Annotated in this window: 8 protein-coding genes and 1 pseudogene; 5 read left to right on the top strand and 4 right to left on the bottom strand. The window is 69.0% G+C overall.

What is annotated here, in order from left to right; genetic code table 11:
- Positions 1-118: 118 nt before the first annotated feature.
- Positions 119-316 carry a hypothetical protein gene (locus C471_RS05925; protein ID WP_004047135.1) on the bottom strand — a complete coding sequence of 66 codons (198 nt, stop codon included), beginning with the start codon at positions 314-316 and terminating at the stop codon, positions 119-121.
- A gap of 104 nt (positions 317-420) precedes the next feature.
- Between C471_RS05925 and C471_RS05920 the strand changes: the two genes are divergently transcribed.
- On the top strand, positions 421-2,103 hold the full coding sequence (locus C471_RS05920) for a cryptochrome/photolyase family protein (RefSeq protein WP_004047134.1): 1,683 nt from the start codon (positions 421-423) through the stop codon (positions 2,101-2,103).
- A 33-nt stretch (positions 2,104-2,136) separates the two neighbouring features.
- Here the strand turns inward: C471_RS05920 and C471_RS05915 are convergent, their stop codons facing one another.
- Positions 2,137-2,382, bottom strand: a complete 246-nt coding sequence (locus C471_RS05915; protein ID WP_004047133.1) for a hypothetical protein — start codon at positions 2,380-2,382, stop codon at positions 2,137-2,139.
- A gap of 89 nt (positions 2,383-2,471) precedes the next feature.
- The gene (locus C471_RS05910; protein ID WP_004047132.1) at positions 2,472-2,651 is read right to left on the bottom strand and encodes a DUF7470 family protein; all 180 of its coding nucleotides are present in this window, start codon (positions 2,649-2,651) and stop codon (positions 2,472-2,474) included.
- 92 nt (positions 2,652-2,743) lie between these two features.
- On the opposite strand from C471_RS05910, the gene eif1A reads away from it, so the two are divergent.
- Together eif1A and C471_RS05900 are read left to right on the top strand one after the other, a co-directional pair.
- Positions 2,744-3,034: a translation initiation factor eIF-1A gene (eif1A, locus tag C471_RS05905; protein ID WP_004047131.1), complete on the top strand. Its 291-nt coding sequence runs from the start codon at positions 2,744-2,746 to the stop codon at positions 3,032-3,034.
- A gap of 56 nt (positions 3,035-3,090) precedes the next feature.
- Positions 3,091-3,996, top strand: coding sequence for an ATP-grasp domain-containing protein (locus tag C471_RS05900; protein ID WP_004047130.1), 906 nt, complete (start codon positions 3,091-3,093; stop codon positions 3,994-3,996).
- Between the two features lie 30 nt (positions 3,997-4,026).
- Here C471_RS05900 and C471_RS05895 read toward each other — a convergent pair whose 3' ends face one another.
- Complete coding sequence (locus C471_RS05895; protein WP_004047129.1) at positions 4,027-4,404, bottom strand: Hsp20/alpha crystallin family protein; 378 nt, start codon at positions 4,402-4,404, stop codon at positions 4,027-4,029.
- 252 nt (positions 4,405-4,656) lie between these two features.
- On the opposite strand from C471_RS05895, the gene gap reads away from it, so the two are divergent.
- Positions 4,657-5,709 (top strand): type I glyceraldehyde-3-phosphate dehydrogenase, encoded by a 1,053-nt coding sequence (gene gap / locus C471_RS05890; RefSeq protein WP_004047128.1) that lies wholly within the window; start codon positions 4,657-4,659, stop codon positions 5,707-5,709.
- Positions 5,710-5,799: 90 nt separating this feature from the next.
- Positions 5,800-6,786: pseudogene (locus C471_RS05885) on the top strand (phosphoglycerate kinase); the annotation flags it as partial.
- Positions 6,787-6,817: the final 31 nt, after the last annotated feature.

Below are 6,817 nucleotides of genomic sequence, written 5' to 3'. Positions count from 1 at the left end.
GAGACAGATCTTCGAGACCGTCGTCCCGGTGCTTCCGAGCGTCGTGTACTCCATACGCCGAGCAGACGGAGCGGGAGTAAAAAGCTACCCGCCCGGGCGAGATCGCCGCGAGGGCGAGTTAGGCGTCCCGGAACGACGCCGTGTACACGAGGAACGCGCCCGTCAGGAGCACGAACGCGAGGAACGTCACGAGCGCGAGCACGTTGGCGACGGGCGCGAGCGGGCTGAGGAACGACTGTCCGGTCGAGTCGAGCACGAGCACGGCGAGGAGGGCGGCGATCAGACCGAGGAGCCAGTTCGTGAGGATATCGTCCATACCCCTTCCTCATCGAGGCCGAGTAAAAAAGCGCGGGTGTCGCCGGCGGCGGTCGCGGCTCCCGTGCCCGTAGACCTACGTCGCCCGCGTCCGTGTGCTCCGCCATGAGCGACGACTCCGTCCTCTGGCTGCTGGGCGATCAGCTCAACCCGGACCTCGACGCGCTCTCCGACGCCGACGCCGTGCTGTTGATCGAGGCGCACGGCTTCGCCGACCGGAAGCCGTACCACGCCCACAAGCTGACGCTCGTGTTCTCGGCGATGCGCCACTTCCGCGATCGGCTCCGCGACCGGGGTCACGACGTGACGTATCTCCGAGCCGAGTCGTTCGGCGACGGGCTCGATCGGTTCTTCGGCGAGGAGTTCGCCGGCGCGCCTGGCGACGCCGACCTCCGGCTCATGCGCCCCGCGAGCCACGGGGCGGGCGACCGGTTCCGGGAGCTCGTCGCCGAGCGCGGCGGCTCGCTGGAGCTGCTGGACAACGAGCTGTTCTGGACGACGCCCGCCGACTGGCACGAGTGGGCCGGCGAACCGGACGGGGAAGCGGCGGGACTGATCGTCGGCGAGGACGGGAGCGCCGACAGGCGCTACCGACAGGAGAACTGGTACCGCCACGTCCGCCGCGAGACGGGCGTGCTGATGGACGGCGACGAGCCGGTCGGCGGGGAGTGGAACTACGACGACCTGAACCGAGAGACGCCGCCCGACGACTGGGAACCCCCCGAACGGCCGCGGTTCGATCCCGACGACCTCACCCGCGAGACCCACGCGTGGGTCCGCGAGCGGTTCGACACGTGGGGGAGCGACTCGCTCGACGGCTTCGCGTGGCCGGTCACCCGCGGAGAGGCCCGAGCGGCGCTCGACGCCTTCGTCCGCGACCGGCTCCCGTCGTTCGGGCGCTACGAGGACGCGATGGTCGAGGGGGAGCCGTTCCTTTCGCACTCGCTGCTCTCGCCCGCGATCAACCTCGGACTCCTGAATCCGCGCGAGCCGGTCCGGGCGGTCGAGGTCGCCTACGAGGACCGAGGCGTCGAGCCGGGCGCGTACGACCCCGAGGAGGACGGTGGGATCGATCCGAACGCGACGCCGCTTGACGACTTCGGGTCGGGTCGCGCGTCGGTTGCTGGCGCCGCTCCCGTCCCGCTCAACGCCGCCGAGGGGTTCGTCAGGCAGGTGCTCGGGTGGCGGGAGTTCACCCGACACGTCTACCGCGAGGCGATGCCGGCGCTGGCGGCGGCGAACCGGTTGGAGCAGTCGGCGGACCTCCCGCCCGCCTACTGGGACGGCGACACCGACATGCGCTGCCTCTCCGAGGCGGTCGGCCACGTCCGCGAGCACGGCTACGCGCATCACGTCGAGCGGCTGATGGTGCTCTCGAACGTCGCGCTGCTCTACGGGACCGACCCGGCGGAACTGAACGAGTGGTTTCACCTCGGCTTCGTCGACGCCTACCACTGGGTCACCACGCCGAACGTCGTCGCGATGGGGTCGTTCGGCACGGACGTGCTCTCCTCGAAGCCGTACGCCGCCTCCGGGAGCTACGTGAACCGCATGAGCGACTACTGCGCGTCCTGCCCGTACGCGGTCTCGCGGACCACGGGCGAGGGGGCGTGCCCGCTCAACGCGCTCTACTGGGACTTCCTGGCGGAGAACGAGGAGACGCTGCGCGGCACCGGTCGGATGGGCCTGATGTACTCGCACCTCGACGACAAGAGCGACTCGGAACTGGCCGCGATCCGCGAGCGGGCGAGCACGGTCAGGAAACTGGCGGCAGACGGGGAGTTGTAACCGCGGGTCGCCGTCGCGGCCGGCGCCGGAGCCTCACTCGCCGGCGGCGAGCCGCTGCAGTCGGGGGAGCGCCTGCTCGTAGCCGAGCGCGACGACCCCGACGTACAGCGCGAGCAGGCCCATCCCGACGGCCCACGCGCCGAGCGCGAGGTCGCCGGCGGTGGCCGCGGTGAGCCCGAAGCGTTCCAGCAGGACGCCGATCGCCGAGGCGGCGCCCGCGCCGGCGACGACGGCGAGGAGCTCGATCAGTTCGACGGCGACCGCGGGTACGTCGACCATATCGGTTCGCGGCGGTCGCGGATTATCACTCTTTCGGGAGCGCGGCGAAACGCGCCCCCTCGAAACTCCCCCAACGGGACGCGTGACCGCTACTTGAGTCCGAACGCCCGCATCGTCGAATCCGCGATCCCCTTCGCTATCAGCGCGAGGCCGGCCAACAGGATCATAACACCCGCGCCGACGATCGGGTCGTGGACGGTCAGAACCCCGACCGCGATGAGGACGACCACGACGCCGGCGATGCCTTCTGACCCGAGGGTGTCGCGCATGCGTCCCGCATCGCCGCGTCGCGATTTAAAAAGAGTGTTTCCGCGCGGAGAGCGGCCCTTTTATCTTTGAGAGCGCGTATCACCGCGTACGCATGAGCAACGGAGACGGCGACGGTCGAAACGACCTCCGGATGCCCGACGACGACGAGGTGTTCGCGGAGGTCGTCGAGATGCTCGGCGCGAACCGAGTCAGAGTGCGCTGTGCGGACGGGAAAGAGCGGACTGCGCGGATTCCCGGCCGGATGCAAAAGCGCGTCTGGATCCGGGAAGACGACATCGTCCTCGTCGAGCCGTGGGACTGGCAGGACGAGAAGGGTGACATCTCGTGGCGCTACGAGAAGAGCGAGGCCGAACAGCTCCGCGAGGAAGGTCACCTCCAGTGAACGGGGCTCGACTCGCCTCTCGCGATTTTTAAGTCCGAACGGTTCCGAGCGAACGTATGCTCCGGCTCGCGATGACGACCGGCGAGGAGACGTTCGAGCGCGTGCGCGAGCCGCTCGCCGACCGCGGAATCGCGGTGGTCCACGTGCAGGCGACAGAGCGGTCGCTCCGCGTCTCCGGGGGCGGGTCGGGGGACGGACCCAGCGGGAAACCGGCCGGCGAGTTCGACGGCTTCGACGCCGGCTTCGTCTACCCTTCCCGACTCATGGAGGGCGCCGTGGTCGACGCGCGGCTGTCGGTGCCGTGGGTGAACGACCGGGATGCCGTCCTCACTTCCCGGAACAAGGCGGGCGTGATCGCCGCGCTCGCCGACGCCGGGCTCCCGACGCCGCGAACCACCATGGTGTCGAATCCCGTCGACGAGGCGGTCGTCACCGAGGCCGTCGAGCCGTTCTCCTACCCGGTCGTCGTCAAGCCGAACTCCGCGACTCGCGGGGTCGGCGTCGCGACCGCGAGCGACCTCGACTCGCTTCTGGGCGTCGTCGACTACCTGAACCTCGTCCACGACTACCGCGCGACCGGCGACAAGTCGTATCTGATCCAGGAGTTCCTCCCCGACGCGCGCGACTACCGAGCGATGGTCGTCGACGGCGCGTACGCGGGCGCCGTCGAGCGGGAACTCCCCACCGACGCGGTCGAGGAGGGCCGGTGGAAACACAACGTCCACCGCGGCGCGGCGGCCACGGGGGTCGACCTCCCCGACCGCGCGCGCGAACTGGCCGAAAGAACGGCTGAAGCGCTCGGAATCGACTATCTCGGCGTCGATCTCTTGGAGGCGGACGGCCGGCTGGTCGTCAACGAGACGAACGCGCGGCCGACGGTCGACGCGGCCGCGAAGTACGAGCCAGACTTTTACGACCGGCTCGCGGCGTTGATCGAGCGGACCGCGGCGGCTGGAGAGTGAAAGGGAAGGCGGGTCGGAGGGGTGCGGCGGCTACTCCAGATCGATCGAGGCGGAGTCGTCGTCGCGGTCGAACGCGACCTCCAGCACGCCGTTGTTGAACGTCGCGTCCGCCGAGTGCTCGTCGACCGGAACGGGGAGTTCGACGGTCTCGTCGTACTCCCGCCGGTCGGACGCCGCGGAGATGGTGAGCGCCTCCCCGTCGCACTGCAGGGAGAGCTCCTCTTTCGAGACGGCCGGGAGATCGGCGATGAGTCGCACGCCGTCGTCGGTCGTGTACGCGTCGACGTGCGTCGCCGAGCCGAAGCCGGCGTCCTCGCTTCCGGGGTTCCCGTTGGCCATCTCGTTCATCATCCGTTCGATCTCCTCGAAGAAGTCGCCGAACGGATCGTCACGGTCGTCTCTGTCCATGTCTCACGTGACGACGCTGATCCCGATAAGCCTTCTGTCCACGACCGTCCTCGCCGCTGTTCGGGGCTGTGCGTACGGTACGCGGCGTCTGTGAGTGTCGTCGGTTCCCGCTGACCCCCGAACCGACGGGCCCCGGCCGGCCGGCGGACCGGCCGGCCGGCAGACCGAGCCGATCGTAACGAAAACGAACGATAGTGACTGTCTCGTGGCGACTCGGTCGGATTTAAGTATCTGGGCTCGCCTTTTTCGAACATGAGTAAATCATATCTCGCCGCGGACGACGACGTGAGCGACGACGAGGTCGTTCGGGTGGGCCTCAACGGGTTCGGTCGGATCGGGCGAAACGTCTTCCGCGCGGTGCTGGCGTCGCCGCGGATCGAGCTCGTCGGGATCAACGACGTGATGGACTTCGACGACATGGCGTACCTCGCGAAGTACGACACCGTCATGGGGCGGCTCGACGGTGTCGAGCGCGACGGCGACGCGCTGGCGATCGGCGGTACCTCGGTGGACCTGTACAACGTGCAGGACCCCGCCGACCTCCCGTGGGACGAGCTCGACGTGGACGTGGCGCTGGAGTGTACGGGCGTCTTCCGCACCCGCGAGGACGCGAGCGCGCACCTCGACGGCGGCGCGGACACCGTGATCATCTCGGCGCCCCCGAAGGGCGAGGAGCCGGTCAAACAGCTCGTCTACGGCGTCAACCACGACGAGTACGAGGGCGACGACGTGATCTCGAACGCCTCCTGCACGACCAACTCCATCACGCCGGTCGCGAAGGTGCTGGACGACGAGTTCGGCATCGACGCCGGCACCCTCACCACCGTCCACGCGTACACCGGCTCTCAGAGCCTCATCGACGGCCCGAAGGCGAAGACCCGCCGCGGCCGCTCGGCCGCCGAGAACATCGTGCCGACCTCGACGGGCGCCGCGGGCGCCGCCCAGGAAGTCCTCCCGCAGCTGGAGGGGAAGATCGACGGGATGGCGATGCGCGTTCCGGTTCCGAACGGCTCGATCACCGAGTTCGTCGTCAGCCTCGACGAGACCGTCACCGAGGAGGACGTGAACGCCGCCTTCCGCGAGGCCGCCGACTCCGGCCCGCTCGCGGGCGTGCTCGGCTACACCGACGACGAGGTCGTCTCCAGCGATATCGTCGGTCTCCCGTTCTCCAGCTACGTCGACCTGCAGTCGACGAACGTCGTCGCCGGCGGGAAGCTCCTGAAGATCCTCACCTGGTACGACAACGAGTACGGCTTCTCGAACCGGATGCTCGACATGGCCGCGTACGTTCAGGACGAGGCGTAAGCGGTCGACCCGCTCCGCGGCACAGCTCGCCGACGGCAACGTTCCCCCGGAGAACCACCGCTTAAATATCTCATCGACGACCGTTCACCCATGGCTACGTTCGACACCATCGACGACCTCCCGGCAGACTCGCGCGTCCTCGTTCGACTCGACCTCAACTCCCCGATCGAGGACGGAGAACCGCAGGACAACCGCCGCTTCGAGCGCCACGCGGAGACGGTCTGCGAGCTTGCCGACGCCGGCCACCGCGTCGTCCTGATGGCCCACCAGGGCCGCCCCGGCCGCGACGACTTCACGTCGCTCGCCGGCCACGCCGAGATCCTCGCCGGCCACGTCGATCGCGACGTGGCGTTCGTTGCCGACACCTACGGCGATGAGGCGCTGGCGGCGATCGACGCGCTCGGTGCGGGCGAGGTGCTCCTCCTCGAGAACACCCGGATGTGCGACGACGAGCTCCCCGAGGCGTCGCCCGAGGAGAAGGTCGAGACGGAGTTCGTTCAGACGCTCGCGCCGCGCTTCGACGCCTACGTCAACGACGCCTACTCGGCGGCCCACCGGAAGCACGCCTCGCTGGTCGGATTCCCGCTCGTCCTCCCCGCCTACGCCGGTCGCGTGATGGAGACGGAGTACGAGGCCAACACCGCCATCGCGACACGGGAGTTCGACGGGCCGGTGACGATGGTCGTCGGCGGGACGAAGGCGACCGACGTGATCGGCGTGATGGACGCGTTGGACGACCGGGTCGACCGCTTCCTGCTCGGCGGCGTCGCCGGCGAGCTCTTCTTGCGCGCCGCGGGCCACCCCGTCGGTCACGACGTAGGGGGGATGGACCTGTTCGACGAGCAGTGGGAGGAGAACCGCGAGCTGATCGAGTCGGTGCTCGACGAGCGCGGCGACGCGATCCGGCTCGCGACCGACCTCGCGTACGAGGGCCCTGACGGTGACCGCGCGGAGGTCGCCGTCGACGACATCGACGAGAAGACGGAGGGGTACCTCGACGTGGGCTCGGAGACGGTCGCGGCGTACGAACCGCCCATCCGCGAGTCCGACGCGGTGTTCGTGAAGGGCGCGCTCGGCGCTGTCTCTTATACACATCTCTGATGGCGCC

Source organism: Halorubrum saccharovorum DSM 1137 (assembly GCF_000337915.1).
In the GTDB taxonomy this organism is placed as follows: domain Archaea; phylum Halobacteriota; class Halobacteria; order Halobacteriales; family Haloferacaceae; genus Halorubrum; species Halorubrum saccharovorum.
Note: the sequence above shows the minus strand (reverse complement) of the source record. Positions and strands in the feature narration are given on the sequence as shown.

What these genes read in the sequence shown, in the direction of transcription:
- eif1A (WP_004047131.1), top strand. Translation starts at nt 2,744, where the DNA reads ATGAGCAACGGAGACGGCGACGGTCGAAACGACCTCCGGATGCCCGAC.
- C471_RS05895 (WP_004047129.1), bottom strand. Translation starts at nt 4,404, where the DNA reads ATGGACAGAGACGACCGTGACGATCCGTTCGGCGACTTCTTCGAGGAG.
- C471_RS05925 (WP_004047135.1), bottom strand. Translation starts at nt 316, where the DNA reads ATGGACGATATCCTCACGAACTGGCTCCTCGGTCTGATCGCCGCCCTC.
- C471_RS05910 (WP_004047132.1), bottom strand. Translation starts at nt 2,651, where the DNA reads ATGCGCGACACCCTCGGGTCAGAAGGCATCGCCGGCGTCGTGGTCGTC.
- C471_RS05920 (WP_004047134.1), top strand. Translation starts at nt 421, where the DNA reads ATGAGCGACGACTCCGTCCTCTGGCTGCTGGGCGATCAGCTCAACCCG.
- C471_RS05915 (WP_004047133.1), bottom strand. Translation starts at nt 2,382, where the DNA reads ATGGTCGACGTACCCGCGGTCGCCGTCGAACTGATCGAGCTCCTCGCC.
- C471_RS05900 (WP_004047130.1), top strand. Translation starts at nt 3,091, where the DNA reads ATGCTCCGGCTCGCGATGACGACCGGCGAGGAGACGTTCGAGCGCGTG.
- gap (WP_004047128.1), top strand. Translation starts at nt 4,657, where the DNA reads ATGAGTAAATCATATCTCGCCGCGGACGACGACGTGAGCGACGACGAG.